This window comes from Pseudomonas sp. GW822-FHT05A08 (genome assembly GCF_058800485.1).
Genome location: NZ_CM179511.1, coordinates 5,960,908 through 5,986,389, shown reverse-complemented (window position 1 = coordinate 5,986,389; position 25,482 = coordinate 5,960,908). Strand labels below are relative to the sequence as shown.

Sequence of the window (25,482 nt, the reverse complement as noted above, 5' to 3'; positions counted from 1 at the left end):
GTCGGCTCGGGCATGCGGGCAAGTATACGAAGGCCAACCTGACGAGAAGGTGAGGGCGATATTACAGTTCTGAAAGACAGGAGTCTGTGAAGAAGTTTTAACGTCGGGCGGGCTTAGGCGCTGTCCGAAAAGTGGCTGCGCGTTGGGCGCCTTCGGCGCTATGCAGGTCATGCTGCGTTTAAAACAGCCTGACCTTCGCTTGCCGACTTTTCGGACAGACCCTTGCGCCTGCCCGGCGCAAGGGCTCAGAGAATGGCCAGCGGGTATTCGACGATCAGGCGGAATTCCTCCAGGTCGGATTCGAAGCTGCTGGAGCGCACGGTGGCCTGGCGGATGCGCAGCGACAGGTCCTTGAGCGTGCCGCCCTGCACCACGTACTTGGCTTCGATATCGCGTTCCCAGCGGCGCTGGTCGGTCAGCGGATTGCCGTCCGCACCGCGGCGCATGTACACCGAGTTGGCATTGCTGTAGTCGGCGTCGCTGCCTTTGCCATAGCGGGTCATGAACGACAGGCCGGGGATGCCCAGGGGCTGCATGTCGAGGTCGTAGCGGACCATCCACGAACGTTCCTTCGGCGAGTTGAAGTCGCTGTACTGGATCGAGTTGTCGAGGAAGATCGAGTCCGACTGGCGCAGGTAGTCGAAGTCGTCGTCGCCGTTGTTGCGCTGGTGCGACAGCGACAGGGTGTGGGCGCCATAGGTGGCGCCGATCTTGGCGCTCCAGATGTCGTTGTCGAACTCGCCGAGCAGTTTCTTGCCCTCGTCCACCGCCTTGTAATAGTTGAACCCGGCGAACAGCGAGAGCTCGTCGGAGATCGGCCAGGTCGCCGCGGTGCCGAAGTAGTACTGGTCCCAGGCGTCCTTCAGGCGGCTGCTGTAGAGGCTGAAGCTGAGGTGCTTGTTCAGGCTGTAGTCGCCGCCGAAGTAGGCGACCCAGGGCGAGTCGACCTTGCCGGCATAGAAGGTGGCGAAACCGTCGCGCAGGCTACTGCTGTCGGGCTGGCTCATGCTGTGCAGGCGCCCGCCCTGGAGGCTCAGGCCGTCGATGCTGGTGTTCTCGAAGGTGGCGCCGCGAAAGCTTTCCGGCAGCAGGCGCGAGTCGCCGTAATGTACCACCGGGGTTTTCGGGAAGACGTCGCCGACCTTGATCACGGTGTCGAGCAGGCGCATTTTCGCCGCGCCGCCGACCTTGCTGTAGTTGTCGGCCGGCTGGTTGTCGCTGTCCACCGGCAGCATGCCGAACGACCCGCGACCGCCACTGCGGCCGGCGCCCGAGTCGAGCTTGAGGCCATACATGGCAAAGGCGTCGAGGCCGAAACCGACGGTGCCCTGGGTAAAGCCGGATTCGAACTTGCCGATCAGCCCCTGGGCCCAGGCCTGCGAATAGCCGTTGCCGGTGGGGCTGGACTGGCCCTTGCGATCGTCGCGATTGAAGTAGTAGTTGCGGGCCAGCACGTTGAGGCTGCTGCCTTCGATAAAACCTTCGGGCTGGTCGTCTGCCGCGTTCACGGCCAACGGGCTCAGCCCCAGTACCGCAGAAAACACGGACAGGGACCAGCGGGTTTGAATGCGCATGTTGTTTGCTCCTGGATATGGGCAGCTATCAGCTGTTATGTCGCCTGGGGCGTTCTTGTTAGTTGTACTCGCGAACCGTCTGGTTAACGGCTGGAGTCAGCGTCGATAGTTGCAAACAACAGATAACGCGGAGGTGACCCGGTTATTACAATTCTGCAAGGATAAAAGTTGTAAGTTGTATTTGTTTTTAGTTGGAGGCCTTGTTTTATATGGGGTTTTCTCAAGGGCAAGAAGCGGTCTCGGGTTTATTACATATAAGTAATGTACCCGTGATCTTCCCGACAGGGTCTGTTGGTTATCCTCGTTGCAACTAACCAGAACGAGGAAACAGTCATGAAGTTATTTAAATTGAGTATCGCCGCGCTGGTACTTTCCATTTCGTCTCTGGCCATGGCCGAGGGCGGCGGCGACCGCACCTTCGACCGCGCCATGCAGGCAAATGAGAAGGCCATGGCGGCCTACGCGGCGAAGCAGGGCAAGGAGGCGCCGGTGGTGGAAAACTATCGCTACGGCATGCCCCTGGACATCCAGAAGGTGGTCAACGTGACGCCGCCGGCCAAGGCCTGCAACCCGGTGCCGTCACGCATGACCTATGAGGATTCGGCCGGACAGCTCAAGACCGTTGAGTATCAGGTCATGGGCCAGTGCCGCACCAATGGCAGCTAGGGCCCTAATCCTCAACGTCCTCATGGGGCGCGGGAAGCGGTTCGAGGGCTACGATCATGTCGATTTCCACCGCGGCATTCTTCGGCAGCTGATAGACCCCGAGGGACGTGCGGGTGTGCACCCCGGCCTCGGCAAAGATCGAATAGAGCACTTCGGAGGCCGCGTCGGCGACTTCGCTCTGCTGGGTGAAGTCGGCGGCGCTTTGCACATAGACGTTGAGCCGCAGGACTTTTTTCACCCGCTGCAGATCGCCCAGCAACTGGGCGAGGATCGCCAGGGCGCGCATGGTGCAAATACGTGCGGCATACCGGCCGTCTTCCAGCGAAACATCGCCACCGACCCGCCCGACCACCTTCACGGTGTTGTCGATGCGGGGGATCTGCCCGCTGACGTACACCTCGTCGCCGTTCTGCACCGCGGGCACATAGTTGCCGCCGATGCGCATTTCACCGTCGAAAGCGTGTCCCAGACGCGTCGCCACCTGGTCGAACAGGGCCTTGCGTGAAGCCTCCATAGATTGCACTCCGTCGATTGCCGTTGATTTTCCAGAGCACGACTATAGCCCCTCTTCCGGGCTCCGGAGCATGGGTTGTAGCCCCGCGGGGCCGGGGCCCGAGGCGTTTCAAAGTTTTTTGGTCGGATATGTCTTATGGGGTCTTCAGAAAAATACTCAAGCGCCGATGGCTAGAGACAATGCTGCCCATTATTACTGCCCATCGGTGCATCCCATGTTCAACAAAAGCTTGAAGCAAGAGCTGTTGGCTCTACGCGAAGAACTCTCGAGCCTCCAGCAAGTAAAGGACAGTCTCGACAGCGAAATGCTGGTGCTGGTTCTCGATCCCGATGGACGCATTTTGTCGGTCAACGACAACTTCAACCTGGAAATGCTCTACAGGGGCAGCGAACTGGTCGGTCGTCACATCGAGGACATTGTGCCGGCCCACGTCAAGACCGATGAGTTCCACCACCGTTTCAAGGCGACGCTGACCCGTGGCGAGCATTTTGCCGGCGCGGTACGCCTGCTGCGCGGCAACGGCCAGGAAGCCTGGTTGCGCTCGATCTCCCAGCCGGTTCGCGATTCCCAGGGGCGGATCAAACAGTTCTCGATCTACTCCAGCGACCTGACCCGCACCATCGAAGCCTCTCGCGAGCACGAGAATCTGATCGGCGCGCTGGTCCGCTCCACGGCGGTGATCGAGTTCGACCTCAACGGCAACGTGCTGACGGCCAACGAGCGTTTCCTCCACGGCATGGGCTACAGCCTGGCGCAAATCCAGGGCAAGCATCACCGTACCTTCTGCGAGCCTGAGGAATACAACAGCGCGGAGTACCAGGCATTCTGGAAGCGCCTGAACGCCGGTGAGTTCGTCGCCGGGCGGTTCAAGCGCATCGACAGCTACGGTCGCGTGGTCTGGCTCGAGGCTTCCTACAACCCGGTGGTCGATGCCAACAACCGGCTGTACAAGGTGGTGAAGTTCGCCACCGTGATCACCGACCAGGTGAACCAGGAGCAGGCAGTCGCCGAGGCGGCGAACATTGCCTACAGCACCTCCTTGCAAACCGACAACAGCGCCCAGCGCGGCACCACCGTGGTGACCGAGGCGGTGAACGTGATGCGCGACCTGGCCAAGCACATGCAGCAGGCCGGTGAAGGCATCGAGGCGCTGAACGAGCAGTCGCTGGTGATCGGCACCATCGTCAAGACCATCAGCGGCATTGCCGAACAGACCAACCTGTTGGCGCTCAACGCGGCCATCGAAGCGGCGCGGGCCGGTGAACAGGGACGCGGCTTTGCCGTGGTGGCCGACGAAGTCCGGCAACTGGCCTCGCGCACCAGCAAGGCCACCGACGAAATCGTCGGCGTGGTACGGCAGAACCAGGACATGGCGCGCGAGGCCGTGGCGCTGATGACCGATGGCAAGGCCCAGGCCGAGCAGGGCCTGGCCCTGGCCGCCGAAGCCGGCACGGTGATCGTCGAGATCCAGGACGGTGCGCAGAAGGTGGTGAACGCCGTCGGCCAGTTCGCCAGCCAATTGTCCAACTGAGTCCTGTCCCGGACCCGGCGTCAGGCCTTTTCCAGGCCATGACGTCGGGTGCCGAGTGGCCGCCAGGTCGACGGCCACGATCTGCTCCAACGCCAGCGCGCCCTGCGCGGGTGGTTAGGAAGTTTCCTGTCTCTATGGAAGATAAATCCTAAAGAGCCTTGAGCGCGTCAAGAACGCGTTTCCAACGCCGATGGTGAGGCTGCTGCAGTCTCCAATCACAGGCTATCGGTGTATCCATGTTCAATAAACGTTTGAATCAGAAGCTCCTCGCGTTGGGTGAGGAGTTTCGTGCGCTCGAGCAGGTCAAGGAAGGTTTCGAGCGCACCCAGCTCAGTGTCGATCTCGATCCGCAGCGCCGGATCCTGGTGGCGAACCGCAATTTCACCCAGGGCATGCATTATTCCCCCGAGGCGCTGCTGGGCTGGCCCATCGACAATCTGCTGCCGGACGATGCCCGGCCCGAAGAGGCGCACTCGCGTTTCATGACGGCGCTGGCCTGCAGCGAGCCTTTCGACGACACCCTGCGTCTGCGTCGTGGTGACGGTCATGACGCCTGGCTGAGGGTGATCCTGCAGCCGATCTTCAACTCCGAGCGGCAACTCAGGTCCTTTTCCCTGATCGCCAATGACCTGACCGAAACCGTGGAAACCGCCTGCGAGCACGACAACCTGATCGCGGCCCTGCTGCGTTCGACCGCGGTGATCGAGTTCGACCTCAAGGGCCGGGTACTGACCGCCAACGAGCGGTTCCTGAGCTGCATGGGCTACAGCCTCGAGCAGATCCTGGGCCAGAACCACAGCCTGTTCTGCGAGCCGCAGGAGTACAACAGTCCGGCCTACAAGGTGTTCTGGGAGCGGCTGAATGCCGGCGAGTACGTCGCCGACCGCTTCAAGCGCATCGACAGTCTCGGCCGCGTGGTCTGGCTCGATGCCTCGTACAACCCGGTGGTCGATGCCAACGGCAAACTCTACAAGGTGGTGAAATTCGCCACGGTGATCACCGAGCAGGTCAAGCAGGAGCAGACCGTCGCCGACGCCGCGGAGATCGCCTACACCATCTCGCAGCAGACCGACAGCAGCGCCCAGCGCGGCTCTTCGGTGGTGACCGAAGCGGTGCAGGTGATGCGCGACCTGGCGACCCACATGCAGCAGGCCAGCGACAGCATCGAGGCGCTGAACGAGCAGTCGCGGGTGATCGGCAGCATCGTCAAGACCATCAGCGACATTGCCGAACAGACCAACCTGCTGGCGCTCAACGCGGCCATCGAAGCGGCCCGCGCGGGTGACCAGGGGCGCGGCTTCGCGGTGGTGGCGGACGAGGTCCGGCAACTGGCCTCGCGCACCAGCAAGGCCACCGACGAGATCGTCGGCGTGGTCCGGCGCAACCAGGACATGGCCCGCGACGCGGTGGTGCTGATGGTCGACGGCAAGACCCAGGCCGAGCAGGGCCTGGGCCTGGCCGCCGAAGCCGGCACGGTGATCGTCGAGATCCAGGACGGCGCGCAGAAGGTGGTAAGCGCCGTCGGCCAGTTCGCCCATCAGTTGTCCGGCTGATGGGCTGGCTGCAGCCAGCAGCCTGGGTGGGGCCGCTGTCAGTCCTGCCGGTCGTTTTCGAGATGGGGCGCGATCAGGGTTTCGAACCATTCGATAAAGGCGTTCAGCCGGCGCGAGCGATGGTTGCGATTGGGATAGAGCGCGGAAATCGCCATGGACGCGGGGCGAAAACCGGGCAGGACTTCCACCAGTTCGCCCCGGTCGAGCAGGTACTGCACGTCGAAGCGCGGGATCTGGATCAGGCCCAGCCCGGCTCTGCAGCAGGCGATGTAGTTTTCGGCGTTGTTGACGATCACCCGGCTGGGCAAATTCAGTTCCAGCTCGTGACCTTCGGCCAGGTATTCCCAGGGCTGTTCGCGGCCCGTGCTGGGGGAGCCGTAGCCGACCATCCAGTGACCGTCGGCCAGGTCGCCCGGCGTTTGTGGCTGGCCGTGCCGGGCCAGATAGTCAGGGCTGGCGCAATTGATCAGGGCCAGGTGGCCCAGGCGCCGGACGATCAGGCTGCTGTCGCGCAGGGTACCGACGCGGATCGCGCAATCCACGCCTTCCTGCACCAGATCGATGGAACGGTCGGTGGAGCCCAGCGCCAGCTTCAGGCTGGGGTAGCGGGCGAAAAGCTCGGGCAGGGCGGGGGCGATGAAGCGCCGGGCAATGCGGCTGGGCACGTCGACATTGAGCCGGCCACAGACGTCCAGTTGACGGGTGTGAAACAGCTGCTCGAGTTCCACCGCATCGCTCAGCAACAGACGCGCGCGCTCCAGCAGGACCGCGCCGTCGGCGGTCAGCTGAACCTGGCGCGTGGTGCGGTGCAACAGGCGCGTGGCGAGGGCGGTTTCCAGTTGCTGTACCGCTGCCGAGACGGTAGCCCGGGGCAGTTCAAGGGCGTGCGCGGCCTTGATGAAACTGCCCATGTCAGCCACCTGGATGAATACACGGTACTGCTCGAGCTTATCCATGAATGGGGCGTTGTTCCGGAGCTTGTGGGTGGTGCGCTGGGTACTGTTGTAGGTGCGAGCAAGCTCGCTCCTACGGGATCATGTCGCACCTGATGGCGATCTTTCGCAAACGCCAATCTACCTCGCCCCTTGGCGGATTACTCGGGTCGATGACAACCGTCGATCAGAAGGCCGGGCCTCACTTGGTGGTGTAGCCGCCGTTGATCAGCAGGGTCTGGCCGGTGATCCACCAGCCGTCGGTGACCAGATGACGGATGAAGGGCACCACGTCCTTGATGTCGGTCAGGCCGGTCTTGCTGAAGCCGGACAGCGCCGCGGCGGTCTTGTGGTAAGCCACGGCGTCCGCGCCTTCGGCCGGGTAGAAGAATGGCGTGTCCATCGGCCCAGGGCCCACGGCGGTCACCGAGATGCCGCGGGCGCCGAATTCCTTGGAGGCGGCGCGGGTGAAGTGTTCCACCGGTGCCTTGGCCCCGCCGTAGGCAGCATAGAACGGCGTGTAGGCGCCGAGCAGCGAGGTCACCAGCGACACCAGCTTGCCGTGGTCCTCCAGGTGCTTGCCGGCTTCCTTGATAAAGAAGAACGCGCTCTTGGAGTTGACCGCGAACATGTCGTCGTACTCGGCTTCGCTGATCTCGACTATGGGTTTTTTCAGGACCTTGCCCACGGTGTTGATGGCGATGTCGATCTTGCCGAAATGCGCCTTGGCGTCGCTGAAGAGTTGCTCCACGGCCGCGGCGGCGGTCAGGTCGGCCTGCCAGGCGTGGGCATCGACGCCCAGGTTCTTGATCGCCGCCACGGTCCGGTCGGCGTCGGCCTTGCTGGCGGCGCTGTTGTAATGCACGGCGATGGCCTTCGCGCCATGGGCGGCCAGGTCCCGGGCGATCAGGCCGCCCAGGTTCTTCACGCCACCGGCGATCAACGCGACCTTGTCTTTCAACGAGTGGTTTTTCAAAGAATGGTCTGCCATGGAAAAGCTCCTTCAGCCTGTGAGGTGAAGGCCCAGTCTAAGCAGCCGCGAGTCAGGGATAAGCCCGGTCAATCTGGATGGATTGTCCAGGGAAATTGCCCAATCCCGACTGCCGTGCCGAACCGGGATGTCGCTACAATCGACGTTTTTCTCCTGGAGCCTTACCCATGAGCCCATCCCATCGTCGTCCGGTTCCGCTGGCCAAGGCCTACCGTCTGCTCAACCACGGGCCGACCGTGCTGGTCAGCGCCACCCATGGCGGCCAGCGCAACATCATGGCCGCGGCCTGGGCCATGCCGCTGGATTTCGAGCCGCCGAAAGTCGCCGTGGTGCTCGACAAATCCACCTGGACCCGGCAACTGCTGGAAGCCTCCGGCACCTTCGTGCTCAACGTGCCGTGCGCCGCCCAGGTCGATATCGCGCAGACCGTGGGCTCCACTTCCGGCCTGGAACTGAACCGCGACCAGGGCCGCGACAAGTTCGAGCGCTATGGCCTGGCGACCTTCGCCGGCGAGCTGATCGACGCGCCGCTGCTCGAGGGTTGCGTGGCCTGGCTCGAATGCCGGTTGCTGCCGGAACCGCACAACCATGAACGCTACGACCTGTTCCTCGGCGAAGTCATCGCCGCCCAGGCCGATGAGCGAGTGTTCAGCGCCGGCCGCTGGCATTTCACCGGGCACGATGCCTTGCGCACCCTGCACCATGTGGCGGGCGGGCATTTCCTGACGATTGGCGACTCGCTGGACGGCAAGACCCTGGCCTTGTGAACCGCCTGCGCCGCTACCCCCGTAGCCGCTGCCGAGCCCGCGAGGTTGCGATCGATCGCGCAGCGGTCGCCAAACCAGGCGCCGCATTCATCCAGCTAAACCGCGTGCGCAGGTTTGGCGAGGACTGCGTCCTCGAACGCAGCCTCGCTTCGCTCGACAGCGGCTACAGGCGGGCTTACCAGCTGACGGTGTTCAGGGCGTCGGCGAAGACCTTGAGTTTCGGCGAGTACTGACGCGACGGCGGGTAGACCAGCGACAGCGCCCGGCTGCGTCCGGAGAAGGTCTGCAGGATCGGCACCAGGCGGCCGTCGGCGAGGGCGTCCTCGACGGCGAAGTTCATCAACTGGGCGATGCCGAAGCCCCCCAGCACACCGTCCACCAGCGCGTCGCCGATATCGAAGATCAGCCGGCTGGGCACGCTGACATCGCGCACCTTGCCGTCGCGCGTGAACTGCCAGTCCACCAGGCGCCCGCTGCGCAAATTGCGCACGGTCAGGCAGTTGTGCTGTTGCAGCTCTTCCACCGTCTGCGGCGTGCCATGGCGCGCCAGATAGTCCGGGGACGCCACCGTGACCCAACGCAGCGGCGCCAGGGGCCGGGCGATCAGGCGCTGGTCCTGGATCTCGCCGGTGCGCAGGATGGCGTCGAAGCCTTCGTCGACGATGTCCACCAGCCGATCGGTCATCACCGCCTCGATGCTCAGGTCCGGGTATTGCTCGGTCAGGCGGCCGATCAACGGCATCACCACCTTGCGTCCGAACAGCGACGGCGTGCTGATTTTCAGCAGCCCGGTGGGCGAGTCGCGGCGGTCCAGCAGCAGGCTTTCGGTCTGCGCCAGTTCGGCCAGCAGCGGCGCGGCGCGCTCCACCAGCAGTTGGCCGTCCGGGGTCAGGCTGACGCTGCGGGTGTTGCGTTGCAGCAGGCGCACGCCCAGTTGCTGCTCCAGGCGCGAAATGGCCCGCGACAGGCCGGACTGGGTCAGCCGCAGATCGCCGGCGGCGCGGGTAAAGCTGCGGGTCTCGGCGACCCGGACCAGCAAACGAACGGCGTTCAGATCCATGATTAAAGTCATCACTGAAAGAGCAATGACGGTATTTATCATCTAATCAGCATCAAAGAAACTGAGGGTCCTTGATTCATCCCCCCTTTATTTTCCACACAAGGACTCGACGTGATGCCCGCCACCTCTTCAGCCAGGCCGTCAGGCTGGATGCTGCTCCTGCTGGCCAGCGCGCAGCTGATCATCGCCCTGGACGCGACCATCGTCTTCGTCGCCTTGCCGGAGATCGGCAGCCACCTGGGGTTTTCCGCGCAACAGCTGCAATGGGTGGTCAGTGCCTACAGCGTGGCCTTCGGCGGCTTCCTGCTGCTGGGCGGTCGGGCGGCCGACCTGCTGGGCAAGCGCCGTTTCTACATCGTCGGGCAAAGCCTGTACGCCCTGGCTTCGCTGGCCGGTGGCCTGGGCGGCAGCGCACTGCTGCTGGTGCTGGCGCGGGCGGTGCAGGGTGTCGGTGGGGCCATGCTGTTCCCGGCGACGCTGGCGCTGATCAACAGCCATTACCCCGAAGGGCCGGCGCGCAACCGGGCGTTCGCGGTGTGGAGCGCGGCCTCGGCGGCGGGCCTGGCCCTGGGCGCGTTGCTCGGTGGCGTGCTGACCCAATGGTGGGGCTGGGAGGCGGTGTTTCTGGTCAACGTTCCGCTGGCTGGGGCCTGTGCCTTGCTGGCCCGGCGCTGGATTCCGGCCGATGGCCAGCGCGAGCGCGGCCGGCGTTTCGACCTCAGCGGCGCCTTGACCGTGACGGTGGGCGGCACGCTGTTGGTGTTCGCCATCGTCCAGGGCCCGGAATGGGGCTGGAGCGCCCCGGCGACCCTGGGCTGCGGGGCGCTGGCGCTGTTGCTGCTCGGGGTGTTCGTGTGGATCGAACAGCGTGGCCACGACCCGCTGATGCCGCTGCGCCTGCTGGCCCATCGCGAGCTGCGCCTGGCGATGTTTCTCACGGCCTTGTTCATGAGCAGCTTCGGCGTGCAGTACTACTTCCTCGCCCTGTATTTCCAGCAGGTCTATGGCTACAGCGTGCTGCAAAGCGGCGTGGCGTTTTTGCCGGCGACGCTGCTGTGCACCGTGGGCATCTGGCTGGCCGAACGTTCGTTGCTGCGCTTCGGGCTGCGGGCGACCCTGGTCAGCGGCTTGCTCCTGGGTGCACTGGGCATTGGCGGGGTGTATGTGGCGCTGCCCGATGGGGCAGGGTTCTGGAGCCTGATGCCGGGCATCGTGGTGCTGAGCATCGGCCAGGGCATGACCTGGACCGCCATGTGGGTCTCGGCCGGGCAGGGCATCGCGCCGGGCGAGCAGGGCGTGGCGGCGGGCATTGCCTCCACGAGCCAACAGATCGGTGGCGCGCTGGGGCTGGCGCTGCTGGTGTCGCTGGCCAACGCCGGGCTGGGCGGCTCACAGGCGGCCGGCATCGAGCAGGCGGTGGGCGCCAGCGCCTTGCTCGCCCTGCTGGGGGCGCTGTTGGCCCTGCGTTTGCGAGTGCCGGCGTCTGGCTCCGAGAGCCTGGCGGCAACTGCCGAGCGCGGCTGAGTGGCAGCAGATGACAGTGCACCTGTAGCCGCTGCCGAGCGAAGCGAGGCTGCGAACGAGGACGCAGTCCTCGCCAAACCTGCGCATACGGTTTGCCTTGAAGAATGCATTGCCCGTCTTTACGGCCGCTGCGCTGCCGATCGCAGCCTCGCGTTGCTCGGCAGCGGCTACAGGGTGAGTCAGCGTGAGAGCTCAGATCCACACATCATTGGCGGCCGTGCGTTCGCCGCCTTCTTCACCGGTGTTGCGCACGCCCTTGGGTTCGATCAGCAGCAACTTGACCTCCTGTTCGGCGTACGGCTTGTGCTTCATGCCCTTGGGCACGACAAACATCTCACCCTGGTTGATGGTCACCTGGCCGTCGGCGAAGTCGATGCGCAGTTGGCCTTCGAGGACGATAAAGGTCTCGTCGGTGTGCGGGTGGTCGTGCCAGATGAAGTCCCCTTGCAGCTTCACCAGTTTGAACTGGTAGTCGTTCATTTCGGCGATGACGCGGGCTTGCCAGTGGTCGTCGAACAGGCTGAGTTTGTAGGCGAAATTCAGGCTCTGGTAAGTGATGGGCGTGGTGCTGGCCGGGTTCATGCTGCGGCTCCGTAAAGAGGGGATCGGGCCTCTACGGTAATCAGCGCGGTGCTGCGGTTCTTGTACGATTGTGCGTGCCGGGCGGCGTTCAGCGGCCGTGCATTTTCAGCCAGCGCGCTGGCGGCAGGCCGTAGGTCTTGCTGAATTGCCGGGTCATGTGGCTCTGGTCGGTAAAGCCGGCCAGCAGCGCCGCGCTGACCAGCGACTGGCCTTGCAGCAACAGCGCCCGGACCAGGTCCAGGCGGCGCATGGTCAGGTAGCGATAGGGGCTGGTGCCGAACAGCAGGCGAAAGTCCCGCGACAGGCTCCAGCGGTCGCGACCGCTGTGGGTGGCCAGTTCGTCGAGGGTGATGCTCTGGTCCAGGGCGCTGTGCATGTATTCCCGCGCCCGCTCCGCGGCCTGATAGTCGAAGCGCTGCGCCGGCCGGGAAACGCCGGACACGGCATTCAGCGCATGGGCCAGATCGAACAGCGCGTCTTCCTGTTCCAGCGGATCCAGCGGGCCGTCCATGCTGCGCAGCAAGGTGTCGGTGGCGGCGAACAAGCGTAGGTCGGTGGACAGGCCGTTCTTGATGAAGGGCAGCGGCTGGCCGCCGAGGATCTGCTGGATCAGCGCCGGCTCGATATACAGCATGCGGTAATGGAAACCGTCCTGGGTGCCGGCTTCGCCGTCGTGGACTTCATCCGGATGCAGCACCATGGTCCCGCCCGGCAGGTTATGGCGCCAGCCGCCGCGGTACTGGAAGCTCTGCACGCCAGACAGCGTGCGACCGATGGCGTAGGTGTCGTGACGGTGCAGGTCGTAGCCATGCCCGGCGAAAAACGCCTCGATACGCTCCAGCCCCCGGGCGGGAGGCGCGCGGTGGACCCAGTCTTTGCGGGGGGCGGGCTTGCCCATGAAACTGTCCTCGACACAACGTCAGGCCAGTACGGTAACCCAGGAGGGCGCACCTGTCTTCAGCGCGTCATCTGCCCGCGTCGGCTTCCTTGGCCTCTTTGCCGAGGGTGCCGAACTCGATCGGCGTCTTGATGTAGAACAGCGCAATGTCCTCGTCCTCCAGGCGTTCGAACAGCCGGGCCGACTCCTCTTCGGTGAGTGCCAGGCGGACCTCGATGGGCTGGTCGGCCAGTTCGAAAAAGTGTGCGGAGTGCAGCCGGCCGGTGTGGCCGAAGCCTTCGATGGCGGTGCTCATGGTCGCGCCGCGCAGGCCCAGTTCATTGGCCAGGTCGACGAGCCAGTCCCCCAGCATTTTGCCGTGATAGCGGCGATTCTGCTGGGTGAAGAAAATCACCAGGAAACCGTTCATGAGCGTTCTCCAATGGCCTCCATTACTTTCAGCATAGCCCCGGGGTATCGCTGGGCTTATGAATTTAATGATCGAAAAACAAAAATTAATTATTGTTTTACGATAATTAATTATTTATGGTTTCTCCCACATTCCTTCCTCTGGAGCCTTCCCATGACGTCCCAAGGTCTTGCCCGGTTCAGCCAGCGCATGTCGGCTGTCACCCTGTTACTGATCATTGCCATGCTGCTGCTCAACGCGGCGCTGTGGCTGTTTCCGCAGTTGAGCGCGGAAAATGGCTATGGGTTCGGGTTTGGCCTGAGCAATGGCCTGTCGAGCCATCTGGCTGCCGGTGCCGCTTTTCCCTGGTGGCAAACCCTGGGCGGTATTTTGCTGTCGAGCATCCCCCTGCTGGCGCTGGCCTATGGCTTGAGCCATCTGCGCCGGCTGTTCCAGAGCTATGCCCGTGGCGAGTATTTTTCCTGTGCCGCGGCGGTGCACCTGGGCAAGGTCGGCCGGGGCGTGGGGCTGTGGGTGTTGCTGGATTTTCTCTGCGAGCCGTTGCTCAGTGTCTGGGTCACCCTGAACGCGCCAGTGGGCGAACGCCTGATCAGTCTCAGCATCACTGCACCGACCTTTGTCGCGCTGTTTTTGGCGGCGTGTATTTCCATCATCGCGCGTATCCTCTGGCAGGCCAGTGAAGTGGATTCGGAAAACCGCGCCTTCGTGTGAGATCAGTATGTCAATTGTTATTCAGCTGGACGTGATGCTGGCCCGGCGCAAGGTCAAATCCAAGGACCTCGCCGCGGCGATCGGCATCACCGAGGCCAACCTGTCCCTGCTCAAGCAGGGCAAGGTCAAGGGCCTGCGGCTCGCGACCCTGGATGCGATCTGCCAATACCTGGAGTGTCAGCCGGGCGACCTGTTGATCCATGAGCCCGAGGTGGAGTAGCGTCAGCGTCCCCCCTCATGTGACAAAAGGCGGTTGTGTCATGGCGCTTGAACATTGGCTGTATGCCGGTCCGCTGCTGTCGCTGGCGCTGCTCTGGACCGTGGCCGTGGTCACGCCGGGGCCGAATTTCTTTACCACGGCGCAATTGGCCGCCAGCTGCTCGCGTCGGCATGGCATGACCGCGGCGCTGGGCGTCGCCACTGGCACGGTGCTCTGGGGCTTGGCCGGCGGCCTGGGGATCAAGTCGCTGTTCAGCGCGGCCCCGGCCCTGTACCTGGCCTTCAAGATTGCCGGCGGCTGCTACCTGATCTACCTCGGCCTCAAGCAGTTCAAGCGTAAACCGGCGCCGACCGGGGGGGGCAACGGTTTGCCTGACGAGTCGGGCCGTAGCCTGTTCTCGGCCTATCGCCTGGGCTTTCTCGGCAACATGACCAACCCCAAGTCGGCGCTGTTCGTCGCTACCATTTTCGCCACCTCGATGCCGGCGTCACCGCCGCCGTTGCTGCTGGCCCTGGCCGTGCTCACCATGGCTTCGCTGTCATTCACCTGGTACTGCTGCGTTGCGCTGTTCTTCGCCAGCCGCCGCATGGCTGCCGTCTATAGTCGTTCACGCAAATGGCTGGACCGCTTTGCCGGCAGTTGCTACCTGCTGTTCGGCGCCCATCTGGTGGCCAATCGCTGAAACCGGGGCCGGGCGCACGCCATGGATTTTCAGGGTCAGGAGACAGGACATGAGCTTCACTTTTCGCCCCGTGCAGGATCGGGATATTCCACGGATCTGCGGTTTTGCCCGGGATCCCGGCGAGTTGTTTTTCTTTTTCCCGGCGGCCAGCTGGCCGCTGACCCATGAGCAACTGCGCGACTCCATTGCCCAGCGTTCCGATTCGACAGTGATCGAGCGAGACGGCCAGGTGCTGGGTTTCGCCAACTTCTACCAATGGGGTACCCACGGCACCTGCACCATCGGCAATCTCATCGTCGATCCCGAGGCCCGCGGCGCCGGTGTCGCCGGGCAGCTGATCGGCGAGATGCTGCGCATCGCCCGGGACAAGCACCAGGCCGCGCAGGTGACCCTGTCCTGCTTCAATGACAACGTGGCGGGCCTGCTGCTGTATCCCAAGCTCGGTTTCGTGCCGTTCGCCATCGAAGAACGCCGGAACAAACAAAATCAGCGGGTGGCGCTGATTCACCTGCGACATCAGCCGGCTTGAGCGGTCCGATACAAGCGCTGAACCACTTTTTTAACGGGAACAAACCATGAGCAAGCTGCGGGTCGGGATTATTTTTGGTGGCCGTTCGGCCGAACACGAAGTGTCGCTGCAATCGGCGCGCAACATCGTCGACGCGCTGGATCGCGAACGCTTCGAGCCGGTGCTGATCGGCATCGACAAGAACGGCCACTGGCACCTCAACGACACCTCGAACTTCCTGATCAACCAGGAAAACCCGGCGCTGATCGCCCTCAACCGGTCCAACCGCGAACTGGCGGTGGTGCCGGGCAAGGCCAGCCAGCAACTGCTGGAAACCTCCAGCCAGGAACTGTTGGGCCACGTCGATGTGATTTTCCCCATCGTCCACGGCACCCTCGGCGAAGACGGTTGCCTGCAGGGCCTGCTGCGCATGGCCGACCTGCCGTTCGTGGGTTCCGATGTGCTGGGTTCGGCGGTGTGCATGGACAAGGACATCAGCAAGCGCCTGCTGCGCGATGCCGGCCTGGCGGTGACGCCCTTTATCACCCTGAACCGGGCCACCGCGGCGCGCACCGACTTTGCCCAGGCGCAGGGCAAACTGGGCCTGCCGATGTTCGTCAAGCCGGCGAACCAGGGCTCGTCCGTGGGCGTGAGCAAGGTCACCAGCGCAGCGGAGTACCACGCTGCCATCGAGCTGGCGCTGGGCTTCGATGAAAAGGTCTTGGTGGAGTCGGCGGTCAGTGGTCGCGAGATCGAATGCGCGGTGCTGGGCAACGACCGGCCGATCGCCAGCGGTTGCGGGGAAATCGTGGTCGGCAGCGGTTTTTATTCCTACGACAGCAAATACATCGACGACCAGGCGGCCCAGGTGGTGGTGCCGGCGGACCTCAGCGAAGAGGTCAGCGAGCGCATTCGCACCCTGGCGGTCGAGGCGTTCCAGGTGCTGGGCTGTTCGGGGTTGGCACGGGTCGATGTGTTCCTGACCCAGGGCGGCGAAGTGTTGATCAACGAGATCAATTCGCTGCCCGGTTTCACCCGCATCAGCATGTACCCGAAGCTGTGGCAGGCCGCGGGCATGACCTACAGCGAACTGGTCAGCCGCCTGATCGAGTTGGCGCTGGAGCGCCATGCGGCGCGCCAGGCGTTGAAAATCAGCCGCTGAATTCTGGAGTGAACAATGAGCGTTGCCACTGAAGCGTCGCAGTACCTGTTTTCCTACGGCACCTTGCAGGACAAGGCCGTGCAACTGGCCAACTTCGGTCGCGAGCTGGAGGGCAGCGCGGACGCGCTGCCGGGGTATGAACAGGCCTGGGTGCAGATCACCGACCCCCAGGTGCTGGCCACCAGCGGCAAGACCCATCACCCGATCCTGCGCCCGGGCAGCGCGGCCAGCGCGCCTATCCCGGGGACGGTGTTTCGCATTACTGCCCAGGAGCTGGCCGCGGCGGACAGCTACGAGGTGGCGGACTACAAACGCGTGAGCGTGGTGCTGCAGTCCGGGATCGAGGCGTGGGTGTATGTGAGCGTTTGAGGCCCGGGCTCAGTTCACAGTCGTGGCCATGTAGTACAGCATCGTGCACCACAGCGTTGCCCCGAGAGCCATGAACACATAGTTGATCGGGGTGAACCGCGCGTTGCTTTCGCCCAGTGGGTCACCGGCGGCGGCGTTGAGGCCGCGCTGGCCCTTGAAGGTCACCAGCGCCTGGATCGGCAACAGCACCAGGCTGGTGATATCCAGCCACAGATTGTCGGGATGCCTTTTGGACATGCCATCAAGGCCGTGGCTGATCAGCAGTATCACCACGAACTGCGAAGCCAGGTCCCACGGTAGCCAGTCATGGCGACGGCCGTTTTTCTTGATCAGGGTATTGGCTTCGCGGTACAGCGCGTGGGTGTAGAACAGCATGAGCATGGCTCGGGCGATGGGCCACATGGGTTGTCCGCTGGCCTGCTTGAACTGCTGCCAGTTCTTGTAGGCCCAGTACAGCAGGTAGAGGCCGAAGGTCAGCATGAACAGGGTCATGAACTTGGTCTTGGACACTACGTAGAAAGGGCGCTGCACGTCGCTGGCAGTGGCCAGCTGGGCTTGAGACGGGGCATAGAGCTTGTCAGACACGATCATTCCTTTGTGGGTCTACAGGGCGCGCAAGATTAACCCGGTGCGATGCCAAGGACCTATCGCGATAAATCTGAAGATGCGGTTTCAGGCGCGCCCGATCCAGGAATACTGGAAGGACTTCTCCTCGCCCCGGTGGCCGCGGCGGCGATAGCTGGCCAGGGTCGCGCTGGAACAGTAGGTGCAGTGTTCGCAGTGTTCGATCTGTTCCTCATCGATGCCTGCCGCGCGCAACAGGTTCAGGGCATAGAGGCTCAGGTCGAACCACAGCGAGTCCGGCCGGGTCGGCGCTGGCGGGGCAATCTCCGGGGGCAGCCGTGGCGCCGGGCGCTGCTGGCTCCAGGGTGTCTGCTCCGGCGACCACAGGTGGCCTTGGGTGGCCGACAGGGTGTTAATGAAATCCGGGCTGACTTCGTAGCAGCAAGGCTTGATCGACGGGCCGAACGCCACGCGCAACTGATGGGCGGCGATGCCCTTGGCGGCGAAGTGCTGCAGCACATTGTCGATGATGCCGCCGTGCAAGCCTTTCCAGCCGGCATGGACCGCGGCGACCCACGAGGCGTCCTCGCTGCTGATCAGCAGCGGCAGGCAGTCGGCGGTGATCACCGCAATGGGGCGACCGGTGCGGGTGAACACCGCGTCGCCGCGGATGATGCCGCTCGGCAGGGTGGTGCTGGCCTCCACCACCTCGCCGGTGTGGGCCTGGGAGCAGAAGAACAGGTTGGCGGGCTTTGTTGCCCCGATACGCGAAAACTCGTGACGGATGCCCGGTATCTGCTTCAACACTGGCGCCTGGAAACTCATCGGACCTTCGCTCTGTTGCCTTGGACTGCTACAGAGCATAGCGGGATCATGAGTCCTTTTGCTGACAGAGGCCTGTCAACTGGTCGGCAGCTCGTCCGATCGCGGCATCAGTTTTTCAGCGGGATATAGAGTTCGACCACGCTGTCCGGGTGCATCGGCCCGAAAAAGCGCTCCCCGGTGTACTCGAACTCCACCCCTTCATCGGCCCGCATCCCGGCGGCCGGCAGCCATTCGCTGTAGGCGGCGCGGAAGGTCTCCGGCAGGGTCTGCACCGTGCCCCGATGCTCGACCCGGGCGTACTGGCGGGCGGGGATTTCCAGTTCCACCATGCCTTCCACCAAGGGCGCCTCGGCGCTGACCGGCAGCCCGGCGACGTAGCGCCATTGGCCGTCGCCCAAGGGCTGGCAAATACCATAAGTGCCGACCGGTTCGGCCAGGCGCTGGATCTCCTGCTCCCGTGGCTCGAAGCGCTGCCACAGCTCGGCAATCGAGCCCTGGTCATCCTGCTGCCAGGCCATGCCGATGATGCGCTGCGCCGCCAGCGTCACCCGCACCGGCGTCTGCGGCGCCGGCAGGCTGTGCTCGGGCTGCGCCAGATAACGCTGCAACTGGCCGAGCACGTTCTGGCTGCGGGCGATCTGGGTTTCCAGCTCACCGGCATGGGCCTGCAACGCCTGGCGCAGACTCAACACACTGTGCAGCGCACCGCTGTCCGCCAGCCCACGAATCTCCTCCAGCCCCATGCCCAGCTGCCGCAACCAGACAATGCGCCCGAGGATGCCGATCTGCTCCGGCTTGTAATAGCGATAACCGTTGTCCTGCCCGGTCAGCGCCGGGGTGAACAGACCGATGCTGTCGTAGTGGCGCAAGGTCTTGGTGGTGAGGTCATGGCAGCGGGCCATTTGACCGATGGTGAGCATGCAAACGTCCTTTTTTGTGGTGAGGGTCGAGCGGCACTTTAGGGGTTTACCCAAGGGCAAGCTCAAGGCCGTCTTCTCTTTTTTCTGGTTATCACGGGGGGATGTTCGGACCTGTCATGGGGTCGGGGCCCACAGCGATGGAGTTCACATGAAAATGCCATCGTGGACAACGAGGGCATAGGGCATAGGGCGGTGATGGTGGATGTATGCAGCGGATGGAGCGGCTCAGACCGATTTCACCGGCTTGATCAGGCTCTCGGCGGGGATGCCGAACAGTTGGTGCAGTTTCCAGATCATTGGCAGGGTCAGGGCGCGTTTGCCGTTGAGTACTTCGTAGACCCGGTTGGTTCGGCCGATGGCGGGAGCCAGGTCGGCGGCCGACAGACCCGATTGCTCCATGCGGAACTTGATGGCGTCGATCGGGTTGGGCAGGTCGACCGGGAAGTGCTTGGCTTCATAGGCTTCGATCAGAGTGATCATCACGTCGAAGTAGTCGCCTTCTGCGGTGCCGGGTTCGGGCTCGTTATCGAACAGCACCGACACTTGCTTGAGCGCCGCGCGGTAGTCCTGGTCGGTGTGGATAGGGCGAATCTGCATGGTCGTTACTCCATTTCAACGCGGTCGGCGTCGATGGCATCGTACTGCTGGTGAGTGCCAACGAACTTGATGTAGAGGGCGCCAAAGCGGTAAGCCACGGCGACTACCAAGCGGTAGTCATTGCCTTTGATGTTGAACACCACACGACGGCTTTTAAGAATGCTGGCGCTGCAAAACTGCTCCTTGATCTGTGCCGGATTGGACCAGTTGGCATTGCGCGCTTCATCGATCCAGGCCAGAAGCGGTTGTTCGACATCCGGGTGCTGTTCCCAGAACGTCTTCAAATGATTGACGGCGATAATCCTCATGGCTCGAAATCCTAGTCCCGTCATGGGACTTAAGCAATGGGGTGAGAGAGGAAGCCGATGGACGGATAGTCATCGAGGCTACCCGTCCCAGAGGTGTGGCTCAGTGTCGATCAGCGCCTGCTGTCATCGCGGTGTGCACATCATCCATCACCGCTTTACCCATCTCACCCAGGTAATGTGCCGCCCAAGCATAGCGGTCCGCCTGTGGTTCCATGGCCGCGTCCAGGGTCAACTGTTTTGCCAGATGTAGCAGCAACGAAGCGTGTTCCAGGGCGTCGGCCAGGGGCACGTCGGCGTTGACCCGCAGCAGCGGACGTTGGCCTTCGCCACAATTGGCAAAGGTTATTTCGCCGAGGGTGTGCAGGGAGGAAGGGGACGGATTGAGGGGGTGTTTCATGGTGAACCTCCTTGATTCGAAGAATCATCACCGTCTGCCGCCAAACAGATCAGGGTGACGGGTTACGCAGGATTGGCGGACCGGGAATCAAGGCAACCGGCGAACCCGAAGGTTCTCCCACGCAACCCGTCATAACGCAGGTATGCGGGCGCAAAAAAAAGCGCCTGCAAAGGTGGGGGCGCTTGTGCGCCTCGATTCTATCAGGCCGCCAAGCCTGTTCGCTGGTTTTGCAGCGATGGTCGAACCATAGGGTGGAAGAGATGGAGTCGCAACGCTGTTACTGCGACATTCTGTGACTATGGGATGTGCGCATTTCTTGAATGCCCTAAAGGATTCTGTAGCCGCTGCCGAAGGCTGCGATAAGGCCCGAAGGGCCTTCGGCGTCAGTAAGATCGCTGCGCCCGTTCCGGTCGATCGCAGCCTTCGGCAGCGGCTACCCAAAAGGCCTAACGCACCAGTCGAAAGCCCATTGGCCCCTGTAGCCGCTGCCGAAGGCTGCGATAGGACCGAAGGTCCTCCAGCGGTCGCAAGATCCCTGCGCCCCTGCGGGGTCGTTAGCAGCCTCGCGGGCTCGGCAGCGGCTACAGGCCTGTGTTCAGCACCTTGGCCATTTCCGCGGTGGCCGCCCAGCCCAATCCGGCATACACCGGCTTGCCCACCTCGGTCGCATGCAACACGGCGAAGCTCAGCCCGCGCTGGATGAATTCGGCTTCCGCCAGCTTCATCAGCGCCGAGGCCAGCCCTCGGCGCCGGTAGGCGGGTTCGACGTACAGGTTGAGCACATAACCGCGCTGGTCCTGGGTCGGATGGGCCGGGTGGGGCGGCCAGTCGATGCTCATCAAGCCAATCGCCGCCACCGGTTGCTGGCCGTCCAGCAGGGCAAAGCCGTAATAGCGGCCATCGGGCAAGCGCTCGCGCAGCCAGGGGCGGAAGTGTTCGCTCATCACTTGCAGGGCCGCGGGTTCACCTCCCGCTTCGAGGAACATCGCCTCGCGGTGCCGGCAGACCAGTTCGAGGTCGTCGGCCACCAGTCGGCGCACCGTTAAGCCGGAAAAATCGATACCGCCGGGAATCGGGTTCATCGCCTGCACCTCGGCCAAAAAACCTGATGCTAGGAGCGATCGAAAGACGGCGTCAGACACAGAACGCAGGAAAAATCGGCATACAGCATTCATCACCCATGCCCGCGCTTGCGCGGCGTGAAAAATAAAAAGGGCCCACCTCGCGGCAAGCCCCTTGGGTTTTCCTGCGTTGGCCTCAATCCCCCAACGCTGCCCCTTCACGCCGTGGATCGGCGCCACCGGCCCATGAGGTTTTACCCTGGGCATCGCGTACCCGCACGATCGCCTGGGTGCCGCTGGTCATGTCGATGTCGGTCACCTCATGCCCCTTGGCTTTCAGCGCCGCTTTCAACCCAGGGGTGAACTGGCCTTGTTCCAGTTCGGTCGGGCCGTTGCGGCTGCCGAAGTTGGGCAGGCTGATGGCGGCTTGCGGGTCGAGGTTCCAGTCGAGCATGCCGATCACCGACTTGGCCACGTACTCGATGATCTGCGAGCCGCCCGGCGAGCCGACGGTGGCCAGCAGTTCACCGCTGTCGCGGTCGAAGACCAGGGTCGGCGCCATGGACGAGCGTGGGCGTTTGCCCGGCTGCACGCGGTTGGCCACCGGCTGGCCGTTCTCTTCGGGGATAAAGGAGAAGTCGGTCATCTGGTTGTTGAGCATGAAGCCCTGGACCATCAGGTGCGAGCCGAAGGCCGCCTCCACGGTGGTGGTCATGGACACCGCGCCGCCCTGGTCATCCACCGCCACCACTTGCGAGGTGGAGATACGCATCGGCGAGCGATCCGGGGCGTAGGCCACCTGGATGCCCTGGGGCTTGCCGGGCTCGGCCTTGGCCATGCTGCGCTCGCCGATCAAGGCAGCGCGCTGGGCCAGGTATCGCGGGGCGACCAGGCCGGCGATCGGCACCGGGGCGAAGTCCGAATCCGCCACGTACAACGCGCGGTCGGCGTAGGCCAGGCGTTCGGCTTCGGCGATCAGGTGCACGGCTTCAGGCGCCGGTTCGAGGCCGGCCGGCAGATGGGTCTTGGCCGGTTTCAACGGTGGCAGCGCATAACGCGGATCGCGGGCTTCCAGCGCCTGCAGGGTGCCGAGTATCTGCGCCAGGGCGATCCCGCCCGACGAAGGCGGCGGCATGCCGCAGACCTGCCAGCGCTTGTAGTCGGTGCACAGCGGTTCGCGCTCCTTGGCGCGGTAGCCTTGCAGGTCGTTGAGCGACAGGCTGCCCGGGTTGGCGTGGCCCTGCACCTTGGCGACGATTTCCCGGGCGACCGGCCCTTGGTACAGAGCGTTCGGGCCCTCTTTGGCGATGCGTTCGAGCACGGCGGCCAACTGCGGGTTTTTCAGCAGGGTGCCGACGGCTTTCGGCGTGCCATCGGCCTGCAGGAAGTAGGCGGCCATGTCCGGCGATTTCGCCAGGTACGGATCGGCGACGATCATGCTGTGCAGGCGCGGAGAGATCGGGAAACCCTGGTCCGCCAGGCGAATCGCCGGCTCGAACAGCTGCGCCCACGGCAGGCGGCCGTGTTTTTCATGGGCCAGTTCCAGGGCGCGCAGCACGCCGGGCGTACCCACCGAACGGCCGCCGATCTGTGCCTGCGGGAACGGCATGGGCTTGCCGTCGGCTTGCAGGAACAGCTTCTCGGTGGCCCCGGCCGGCGCGGTTTCGCGACCGTCGTACGTGCGCACCGCCTTGCCGTCCCAGAGCACGATCAAGGCCCCGCCGCCGATACCCGACGACTGCGGCTCCACCAGGGTCAATACCGCTTGCATGGCAATCGCCGCATCGATGGCCGAACCACCCTTGCGCAACATTTCGCGCCCGGCTTCGGCCGCCAACGGGTTGGCCGCGGCCGCCATATGCCGGTCGGCGTGTTGCACTTGCAGGTCGGTGCGATAACCCGAAGCGATTTCCGGGGCGGGGGGCAGGGCGGTGTGGGAAGGGGCGCAAGTGTTGCAGGCGGCGAGGCTTAAGGCGACGGCGAGCAGCGAGAAACTGGCAAGCCGGCGGTGACGCGGATTGAGGGTCGAGAACACGCGTTGAACTCCGTTCACTGGGTAAATGATGTGTCGTCCGTGGGGAGGAATGTACAACAGTGAGCGGGCCCATGCTGACCCTTTCGCTGGGCGCTACGGTGCCGGGATTGCCGGTGCTTGCGGGCAAGGCCCGATGCCGGACACTGGCCTGGAGGTGGCCGGTGGCGCTGCTGGGATTTGGCATTGAAGGCGCGGGGCGCGGGGCGCCTTGAATCAAGGTAGAAACATCATGCCGGCAATGGCAGCCACAGGCCGGCGGGCCTGCCTGTGGCTGCCTCAGGCTCGTATCAGAGCGAGATCCCGTGCAAACGTAGCCAGGCATCCAGCGCCAGCGCTGTTTCCAGGCTGTGCCGGCTCATTTGCGTATTGAAGTGGCCCTCGGGCTGGCGCAGTTCCTCGGCCATATAGGCGTGGGATACGATGCCGAACACCGGGTTCCCCGTGTCCTGCAGAAGCTGCCGGGCACTCTGGCGCAGGAAGCGTTCGTAACCCAGGTCGGCTGAGGTCGGATAGGGGCTCTTGCGGCGTTTGAGCACCGCCTCCGGTACGAAGTCGGCACAGGCCTGCTTGAGCAGCCACTTCTCCTCGCCATCCTTGCTCTTGATCGACCAAGGCACGTTATAGATGTACTCGACCAATTGGTGATCGGTGAACGGCACACGTACCTCGAGGCTGTTGCACATGCTCAGGCGGTCCTTGCGATCCAGCAGCATCACCATCCAGCGTTTCAGGTGCATGTGGCAAAGCTCGCGCATCCGGCGTTCGTGCGGGCTGTCTTGCGCCAGGTGTTCGACCTGGCGCAGCGCATCGTCGTAGCTCGCCTGTTGGTACTGGGCGAGATCGCATTGGCGGTTGAAGTCGGCATTGATAAACGCGGCCGGCAACTTCACTCGCGACGCCCATGGAAAGGACGCGGAGGCGATGACCTGAGGATCACGGAACCAGCCATAGCCACCGAAGACCTCATCGGCACCCTCCCCGGAGATGGCCACCGTGGAGTGCTTGCGAATTTCCCTGAACAACAGGTTCAACGAGGTATCCATGTCGCCGAAGGTGAACGGTACGTCCTTGGCGCGGAATACCTCCTCGCGCGCCAGGTCGGAGATCAGTTCCTCATTGTCGATGAGGACGGTCTGGTGCCGGCTACCGATGAACTCCGCGGCCAACAGGGCAAAGGGCTGGTCCTGGTCGGGACGCAGGTCGTCGCTCTTGAACTGCGCGGACTGGCCAGTGAAGTCCACCGAAAAGGAATTGATATCCCCGCCGGTCTTCGCCTTGACGATACGTTGCGCGATGGCCGTGAGGGTGGTGGAGTCGAGCCCGCCGGACAGCAGCGAGCACACGGGAACGTCGGCATACAACTGCGAACCCAGCGCGTGGGTGACCAACTCGCGGGTCTGTTGCACGGTCGTCTGCAGGTCGTCCTGGTGCTCCTGACGGCGTACCTTCCAGTAGCACTGGATCTTCATCTGCCCATTGGGGCGCCAGGACAGGAAGTGGCCGGGAAGCAGCTCCATCAGGTTCCTGAAAGGCGTCTGGGCGGTTCCCTTCGACAGCGTGAGCACGTCGACCAGCCCCGTCACCTCCAACCCCGTGGTGAACTCCGGGTGAGCCAGGATGGCCTTGATCTCCGAGCCGAAGAGCAGCCCTTCGCGATGCCGGGCATAGAACAGCGGCTTGATCCCCAGGCGATCGCGTACCAACAGCAGGTGGCCATCGCGTCCGTCGAACAGGGCGAAGGCGAACATGCCTGTCAGGTGATCGCAGCAACGCTCGCCCCATTCCAGGTAGGCATGCAGCACGACCTCGGTATCGCTGCGGGTCTGAAATTCATGCCCCGCCTGTCGTAGCTGGTCGCGCAACGCATCGTGGTTGTAGACCTCCCCTGTGTAGACCAGCGAGACCTCCTGGCCGTCCGCAAAGCGATAGACCATTGGCTGGGTACCGCCGCTCAGGTCGATGACCGCCAGCCGCCGATGCCCCAGCAGAGCATGTCGATGTTTCCATATGCCTTCGGCATCAGGCCCGCGCAGTGCGAGCGTATTGGTCATGGCGCGAATCGCAGGGTCTTCCCCTTCGAGCCTGCGCGTATAGTCTACCCATCCTGTGAGACCACACATTT

General features: G+C 63.6%; 28 protein-coding genes and 2 pseudogenes. 13 read left to right on the top strand and 17 right to left on the bottom strand.

Annotation, left to right across the window (positions count from 1 at the left end; genetic code table 11):
- Window positions 1-245: 245 nt before the first annotated feature.
- Entirely contained in the window at window positions 246-1,574 is a 1,329-nt protein-coding gene (locus tag AC3RCP_RS27030; protein WP_101339117.1) for an OprD family porin, read from the bottom strand.
- Between the two features lie 333 nt (window positions 1,575-1,907).
- Here AC3RCP_RS27030 and AC3RCP_RS27025 point away from each other — a divergent pair, with 333 nt between their 5' ends.
- Window positions 1,908-2,240, top strand: a complete 333-nt coding sequence (locus AC3RCP_RS27025) for a DUF2790 domain-containing protein (protein WP_007928829.1) — start codon at window positions 1,908-1,910, stop codon at window positions 2,238-2,240.
- 4 nt (window positions 2,241-2,244) lie between these two features.
- On the opposite strand, the gene AC3RCP_RS27020 is transcribed toward AC3RCP_RS27025, so the two are convergent.
- Entirely contained in the window at window positions 2,245-2,754 is a 510-nt protein-coding gene (locus tag AC3RCP_RS27020) for a RidA family protein (protein ID WP_007928830.1), read from the bottom strand.
- On the opposite strand from AC3RCP_RS27020, the pseudogene AC3RCP_RS27015 reads away from it, so the two are divergent.
- From AC3RCP_RS27015 to AC3RCP_RS27000, 4 genes and pseudogenes are all read left to right on the top strand, one after another.
- Window positions 2,678-3,745, top strand: a pseudogene (locus tag AC3RCP_RS27015) (PAS domain-containing protein); the annotation flags it as partial. The gene AC3RCP_RS27020 and the pseudogene AC3RCP_RS27015 sit on opposite strands and share 77 nt — an antisense overlap.
- Window positions 3,746-3,853: 108 nt before the next feature.
- Window positions 3,854-4,285, top strand: a complete 432-nt coding sequence (locus AC3RCP_RS27010) for a methyl-accepting chemotaxis protein (protein ID WP_232539795.1) — start codon at window positions 3,854-3,856, stop codon at window positions 4,283-4,285.
- Between the two features lie 236 nt (window positions 4,286-4,521).
- A pseudogene (locus AC3RCP_RS27005) lies at window positions 4,522-5,295 on the top strand (PAS domain-containing protein); the annotation flags it as partial.
- Entirely contained in the window at window positions 5,278-5,838 is a 561-nt protein-coding gene (locus AC3RCP_RS27000) for a methyl-accepting chemotaxis protein (RefSeq protein ID WP_371860915.1), read from the top strand. The pseudogene AC3RCP_RS27005 and the gene AC3RCP_RS27000, both read left to right, overlap by 18 nt.
- A 38-nt stretch (window positions 5,839-5,876) precedes the next feature.
- On the opposite strand, the gene AC3RCP_RS26995 is transcribed toward AC3RCP_RS27000, so the two are convergent.
- Window positions 5,877-6,794, bottom strand: a complete 918-nt coding sequence (locus AC3RCP_RS26995; protein WP_101339115.1) for a LysR family transcriptional regulator — start codon at window positions 6,792-6,794, stop codon at window positions 5,877-5,879.
- A gap of 178 nt (window positions 6,795-6,972) precedes the next feature.
- On the bottom strand, window positions 6,973-7,746 hold the full coding sequence (locus tag AC3RCP_RS26990) for an SDR family oxidoreductase (protein WP_492570863.1): 774 nt from the start codon (window positions 7,744-7,746) through the stop codon (window positions 6,973-6,975).
- 182 nt (window positions 7,747-7,928) lie between these two features.
- On the opposite strand from AC3RCP_RS26990, the gene AC3RCP_RS26985 reads away from it, so the two are divergent.
- Window positions 7,929-8,528, top strand: coding sequence for a flavin reductase family protein (locus AC3RCP_RS26985; protein WP_101339114.1), 600 nt, complete (start codon window positions 7,929-7,931; stop codon window positions 8,526-8,528).
- A 175-nt stretch (window positions 8,529-8,703) separates the two neighbouring features.
- Here AC3RCP_RS26985 and AC3RCP_RS26980 read toward each other — a convergent pair whose 3' ends face one another.
- Window positions 8,704-9,588 (bottom strand): LysR family transcriptional regulator, encoded by an 885-nt coding sequence (locus AC3RCP_RS26980; RefSeq protein WP_101339113.1) that lies wholly within the window; start codon window positions 9,586-9,588, stop codon window positions 8,704-8,706.
- Between the two features lie 114 nt (window positions 9,589-9,702).
- Here AC3RCP_RS26980 and AC3RCP_RS26975 point away from each other — a divergent pair, with 114 nt between their 5' ends.
- Window positions 9,703-11,112: an MFS transporter gene (locus AC3RCP_RS26975; protein ID WP_492570698.1), complete on the top strand. Its 1,410-nt coding sequence runs from the start codon at window positions 9,703-9,705 to the stop codon at window positions 11,110-11,112.
- 192 nt (window positions 11,113-11,304) lie between these two features.
- On the opposite strand, the gene AC3RCP_RS26970 is transcribed toward AC3RCP_RS26975, so the two are convergent.
- The 3 genes from AC3RCP_RS26970 to AC3RCP_RS26960 all read right to left on the bottom strand — a co-directional run bounded on the left by AC3RCP_RS26970 (window position 11,305) and on the right by AC3RCP_RS26960 (window position 13,001).
- A complete protein-coding gene (locus AC3RCP_RS26970; RefSeq protein ID WP_007926239.1) occupies window positions 11,305-11,694 on the bottom strand; it encodes a cupin domain-containing protein in 390 nt (129 codons plus the stop codon).
- Between the two features lie 88 nt (window positions 11,695-11,782).
- Window positions 11,783-12,592, bottom strand: a complete 810-nt coding sequence (locus AC3RCP_RS26965; protein ID WP_101339111.1) for an AraC family transcriptional regulator — start codon at window positions 12,590-12,592, stop codon at window positions 11,783-11,785.
- Window positions 12,593-12,659: 67 nt separating this feature from the next.
- Entirely contained in the window at window positions 12,660-13,001 is a 342-nt protein-coding gene (locus AC3RCP_RS26960) for a DUF190 domain-containing protein (RefSeq protein WP_007926241.1), read from the bottom strand.
- Window positions 13,002-13,154: 153 nt separating this feature from the next.
- On the opposite strand from AC3RCP_RS26960, the gene AC3RCP_RS26955 reads away from it, so the two are divergent.
- Genes AC3RCP_RS26955 through AC3RCP_RS26930 form a run of 6 tightly spaced genes read left to right on the top strand, consistent with a single transcriptional unit; the run spans window position 13,155 to window position 16,653 of the window.
- Window positions 13,155-13,712, top strand: a complete 558-nt coding sequence (locus AC3RCP_RS26955) for a DUF2975 domain-containing protein (protein ID WP_053262637.1) — start codon at window positions 13,155-13,157, stop codon at window positions 13,710-13,712.
- 7 nt (window positions 13,713-13,719) lie between these two features.
- The gene (locus AC3RCP_RS26950; RefSeq protein WP_009050838.1) at window positions 13,720-13,932 is read left to right on the top strand and encodes a helix-turn-helix domain-containing protein; all 213 of its coding nucleotides are present in this window, start codon (window positions 13,720-13,722) and stop codon (window positions 13,930-13,932) included.
- Window positions 13,933-13,972: 40 nt separating this feature from the next.
- Window positions 13,973-14,614: a LysE family translocator gene (locus AC3RCP_RS26945; RefSeq protein ID WP_492570699.1), complete on the top strand. Its 642-nt coding sequence runs from the start codon at window positions 13,973-13,975 to the stop codon at window positions 14,612-14,614.
- 49 nt (window positions 14,615-14,663) lie between these two features.
- Complete coding sequence (locus AC3RCP_RS26940) at window positions 14,664-15,143, top strand: GNAT family N-acetyltransferase (RefSeq protein WP_101339109.1); 480 nt, start codon at window positions 14,664-14,666, stop codon at window positions 15,141-15,143.
- A gap of 46 nt (window positions 15,144-15,189) precedes the next feature.
- Window positions 15,190-16,284: a D-alanine--D-alanine ligase gene (gene ddlA / locus AC3RCP_RS26935; protein ID WP_492570700.1), complete on the top strand. Its 1,095-nt coding sequence runs from the start codon at window positions 15,190-15,192 to the stop codon at window positions 16,282-16,284.
- A gap of 15 nt (window positions 16,285-16,299) precedes the next feature.
- The gene (locus AC3RCP_RS26930; RefSeq protein WP_009045601.1) at window positions 16,300-16,653 is read left to right on the top strand and encodes a gamma-glutamylcyclotransferase family protein; all 354 of its coding nucleotides are present in this window, start codon (window positions 16,300-16,302) and stop codon (window positions 16,651-16,653) included.
- A 9-nt stretch (window positions 16,654-16,662) separates the two neighbouring features.
- On the opposite strand, the gene AC3RCP_RS26925 is transcribed toward AC3RCP_RS26930, so the two are convergent.
- The 9 genes from AC3RCP_RS26925 to asnB form a co-directional block, all read right to left on the bottom strand.
- A complete protein-coding gene (locus AC3RCP_RS26925; protein ID WP_492573201.1) occupies window positions 16,663-17,244 on the bottom strand; it encodes a hypothetical protein in 582 nt (193 codons plus the stop codon).
- 81 nt (window positions 17,245-17,325) lie between these two features.
- Window positions 17,326-18,042, bottom strand: coding sequence for a purine nucleoside phosphorylase YfiH/LACC1 family protein (locus AC3RCP_RS26920; RefSeq protein WP_492570702.1), 717 nt, complete (start codon window positions 18,040-18,042; stop codon window positions 17,326-17,328).
- Between the two features lie 107 nt (window positions 18,043-18,149).
- On the bottom strand, window positions 18,150-18,962 hold the full coding sequence (locus tag AC3RCP_RS26915) for a MerR family transcriptional regulator (protein ID WP_492570703.1): 813 nt from the start codon (window positions 18,960-18,962) through the stop codon (window positions 18,150-18,152).
- Window positions 18,963-19,187: 225 nt separating this feature from the next.
- A complete protein-coding gene (locus AC3RCP_RS26910) occupies window positions 19,188-19,559 on the bottom strand; it encodes a helix-turn-helix domain-containing protein (protein ID WP_092417716.1) in 372 nt (123 codons plus the stop codon).
- 5 nt (window positions 19,560-19,564) lie between these two features.
- Window positions 19,565-19,867, bottom strand: a complete 303-nt coding sequence (locus tag AC3RCP_RS26905) for a type II toxin-antitoxin system HigB family toxin (protein ID WP_492570704.1) — start codon at window positions 19,865-19,867, stop codon at window positions 19,565-19,567.
- Between the two features lie 100 nt (window positions 19,868-19,967).
- The gene (locus AC3RCP_RS26900; RefSeq protein ID WP_101339103.1) at window positions 19,968-20,264 is read right to left on the bottom strand and encodes a DUF3077 domain-containing protein; all 297 of its coding nucleotides are present in this window, start codon (window positions 20,262-20,264) and stop codon (window positions 19,968-19,970) included.
- Window positions 20,265-20,845: 581 nt separating this feature from the next.
- On the bottom strand, window positions 20,846-21,346 hold the full coding sequence (locus AC3RCP_RS26895) for a GNAT family N-acetyltransferase (protein WP_101339102.1): 501 nt from the start codon (window positions 21,344-21,346) through the stop codon (window positions 20,846-20,848).
- Between the two features lie 175 nt (window positions 21,347-21,521).
- On the bottom strand, window positions 21,522-23,360 hold the full coding sequence (gene ggt, locus AC3RCP_RS26890) for a gamma-glutamyltransferase (protein ID WP_492570705.1): 1,839 nt from the start codon (window positions 23,358-23,360) through the stop codon (window positions 21,522-21,524).
- Window positions 23,361-23,647: 287 nt separating this feature from the next.
- Entirely contained in the window at window positions 23,648-25,480 is a 1,833-nt protein-coding gene (gene asnB / locus AC3RCP_RS26885; protein WP_150052859.1) for an asparagine synthase (glutamine-hydrolyzing), read from the bottom strand.
- Window positions 25,481-25,482: the final 2 nt, after the last annotated feature.